The organism is uncultured Thiohalocapsa sp., assembly GCF_913063425.1.
Lineage (GTDB): Bacteria > Pseudomonadota > Gammaproteobacteria > Chromatiales > Chromatiaceae > Thiohalocapsa.
The window spans coordinates 1-3,452 of record NZ_CAJXYK010000108.1 but is presented as its reverse complement, the minus strand read 5'-3'; the positions used below and the strand labels follow the sequence as shown (position 1 = coordinate 3,452).

Here is a 3,452-nt window from a genome sequence, read left to right as displayed (position 1 = left end):
TCGGCTCCCTGCGCCTTGCCTGGCACGCCCGGAGACGCCCTCGCGACGGCCGGCAGATTTTTCACAACCTCTGAGCCCCGCGCCGCGCGGGTCGCCGCCATGGCCCGCTGCCGGGCGGCGGCTCATCCAGTGCCCTGTCGGCGCCGGCGGTGCCGCCCGCTCATTGCGCGCAGATGGACAGGTCGTCGATGCCGGCTTCCACGAGGTCGCCGGTGCTGGGCCCGTCGGCGGCCGTCACCCGCAGCTGTACGCTGGAGCCTGCGGGGATGGCGCGGCGGGCCTGCCTCCAGACCGCGGTGCTGCGCACGTCGCCTTGGCTCACCAGCGGCTCGAAGGTGGCGCCCCCGTCGGTGGACACCGCAAGCGTGAAGCCGTCGCCGCCCGGGTCGTCGCCGGCATCGCGTTGGCCGTGGAAGTACCACAGGGACAGGGTGGAGGCGTTGTCGACCGTCCAGGTGGGGGACTCCAGGATGCAGGTGCCGCCGTCCACGTCGTCGGTGCCGGCGCTGATATTGGCAGCGGTGAACAGCGCTTTGCCGCTGCCGGTGGTGTGATCGCCGTCCACCTGGGTGACGACGCCGCTCCAGACCCGCGTCGGCGTGCCGGCGACGAAGGCACCCGTTGTGCAGTTGCTCGCCGGGCTGTTGACCCAGTCGCCGAGGCCGGTGGCGGTGTCGAAGCTCAGCGCCACGCTGCACCCTGCGCTGCCGTCACCGCCGTCATCGCTGCCGCCATCGCCGCCGCCGTCTGCGGTGTCCTCGAAGATGCGCAGGTTGCGGAAGGCGCTGGTGTTGTCGCGGGCGCCCGTGTCCATGTCGTTCACCAGCACCAGCCGCATGTCGGTGCCGGTGTAGTACTGGCCGACCGGGATGCGGAAGCGCTTGTAGGTACCGAGATCGGCCTGCGTGTAGGGGGTGCCGTGGGACAGGGCACGGAACCAGTGCTGGGTGCCGAAGAGCTGGAAGATGCGGCTGTCGTTCAGGATGTCGTCCTCGTCGAAGCCGAGGCCGTGGATCTCACCCTCCGCGGTGCTGCGGAAGTCGACCTCGAGGACCGTATTCGGCGTGACGGTGAAGGTGGCGTCGGTACGTCGCCAGCGGTTGCCCAGGAGCGCCAGCGTGGCGCCGCCGTCCTGGACGCTGACGCTGCCGGTGCCGACGGCGTCCTGGTTGGCGTAGGGGCTCGTCGGCGTCGCGCCGAAGTCGATGCAGTCGGGGCAGGGATCGACGCTGGGGCTGATGTCGAAGCCCGCCTGTACGCTGTCGTTGGAGGCGTTGATGTCGTTGTCCGCGAAGGTGCTGACAGCGGCGACGAAGGTACCGCTGTCGAGCGCCAGCAGCGTCAGGTCGACACCCGCGCTGCTGCCCGCTGCCAGGGGGGCGAGGTCGCAGGTGAGCAGCAGCCCGCCGCTGTCGGTGAGCGCTTCGCCGCAGCCGGCGGGTGCGGCGCCCACCAGCAGCAGCGCCGACGGCAGCCCGATGCGCACACCGACACCGGTGGCCATGTCGTCGCCGCCGTTGCGGACCTCGATGCTGAAGTCGAATGGGGTATCGACAGTGGCCTCGGTGGGGTTCACGGGCAGGGCGGGGCGCACATCCGCCTGCGGATCGCTGCCGTCGGGGATGGCCGTGATGCAGCCCGCCGCGGCAATCTCCGGCTGCATCTGCTGCAGGCTGCACGCGGAGAACTGGTCGCTGCCGTTGATGACCGGGTTCATCAGGTAGATGCCAGGCGTGCCGGCACAGGCTGAGCCGCCCTGGTTGTCGTGCGGCGCGCCAAAGTTATGGCCCAGCTCGTGGGCGGCGATAAGGGCACCGAAGGAGCCCAGGTCCTCGCTGACGCCGACACCGAAACGGCTGTTGCAGAGCACCCCCAGATAGGCGATGCCGGCCACCGAGCCGCTGATGTTGCGGCCGGTGAACAGATGTGCCAGTCCGGTGTTGGTGCCGTTCACGAATCCGCCGAACTGGCTCAGCAGGGTCACGGCATCGGTGGACGTGAGCGGCCCGTTGCTCGACAGGGCGCGGATGTCCACGAGATCGATGGCGACCCCCACCTGACTGGAGAAGATGCCGTCGACGATATTCATCCGTGCCGCAAGCGTGGCGATGGGGTCCGCCTGCCCCTGCGCGAACTCAACGTCACCTACCACGGTGACGGGGAGCTGCTCCGTTGCGAGCCCTTGGGCGCTTGGGGCGAGGTCGCGGAGGTGATCGGTCAGCGCCTGGTAGCTGTGCAAAGCCCGCGCCCCCGGGGCCAGGCCACAGGTCTGGTCGTGCTGCACGTCCGCGAGTCGGTACAGCACCGAACCAGGGGCGGTTTGCGCGCCGCCCGGCTGCACGGCACCCAGTGCCAGCGCACCGCCCACCTGCTGCACGCGGTCGATCAGATGCACCTCCATGCCGTCGAAGATCATGCCCGACCAGCCATCCTGATGCTGGGTGAGCCTGGCCCAGGAATCCGGCACGCCGACGATGCCGCCGCGGTAGAGGCGGGCGGATGCCGCGATGCGGTCCCGCTGGGCGGTGGGCAGGTCGGCGATCAGGCGGTCATTGGGGGTGAGCTCCAGCTCGAAGGATCGTCCCAGTGCGTCGATGCTGATCCGGCGCGTCCCCGTGTCGCTCAGCGCGCTGCCGGCCTGGCTTTGGCGCAGGGGCTCGGTCAGCGTCAGCGGCTCGTGATGCAGGATGCGGAAGTCGTCTGCGCCGCGGGCCAGTGCCGACTCGGTCGTGATCAGTAATGCCGAGCAGAGCAGGAACCCTGTCCCGGTGACGTTGGAGCGATGACTCATGCGATCCTCTGTGGTTGGTCTGCCGTGTACAGGCTTGGGGTCGGCCGCGGGTTTCCGGCGTGGCCCGCAGGCGCTGCGGGGTCGCCGCGGCGGCGTTCGGCTGGTACCGGGCAGAGCGGCGCCGGCAGCGGGGCGCGACGGTCTTCGAAACCGCCCGCGGCGTCCAGCAAGCAACCGACAAGCCCGCCATCCGGGCGGACCAACTATCCCTGCGTGGACAGTCAGGGAAGCGCTGACACGGGCTTCAGGCACTGTCTGGACGCCGGACACTATCCGCGGTGCGCCGGTCTGCGTGCACCGGATGCCCGCCACGCGGCGTGTCCGCAGCTCGCGCCGAGCTGCGCCCCGCCTTCCTTCTCAGCCTGCGCCGCGCTGCGGCAGGCGATGTCGGTCTGCGGGGGCAGATGGCTTCAGGCCGCAACGTCGGGCTCCGACACCCGGCGCCCGGGATTGGATATGCGCCGCCGCCGTCATGCTCGCCACACCGAGCCCAAGCACCAGCCCGAGCCGCCGCCATGACCGACGCCGCCGCGCCCACCGCCACCCATCGCAACCGCCTCGCCGACGCCACCAGCCCCTACCTTCAGCAGCACGCCGCCAACCCGGTGGACTGGTGGCCCTGGTGCGAGGAGGCGCTCGACCTGGCCCGCGCGCAGGACAA

Annotated in this window: 2 protein-coding genes; one reads left to right on the top strand and one right to left on the bottom strand. The window is 70.5% G+C overall.

Annotated features, from left to right (window positions below; translation table 11 throughout):
• Positions 1-160: 160 nt before the first annotated feature.
• Positions 161-2,791: a M12 family metallo-peptidase gene (locus QZ607_RS25660; protein ID WP_295889083.1), complete on the bottom strand. Its 2,631-nt coding sequence runs from the start codon at positions 2,789-2,791 to the stop codon at positions 161-163.
• Between the two features lie 515 nt (positions 2,792-3,306).
• Between QZ607_RS25660 and QZ607_RS25655 the strand changes: the two genes are divergently transcribed.
• On the top strand, positions 3,307-3,452 hold a 146-nt coding region (locus QZ607_RS25655), incomplete at its 3' end, for a DUF255 domain-containing protein (RefSeq protein ID WP_295889086.1).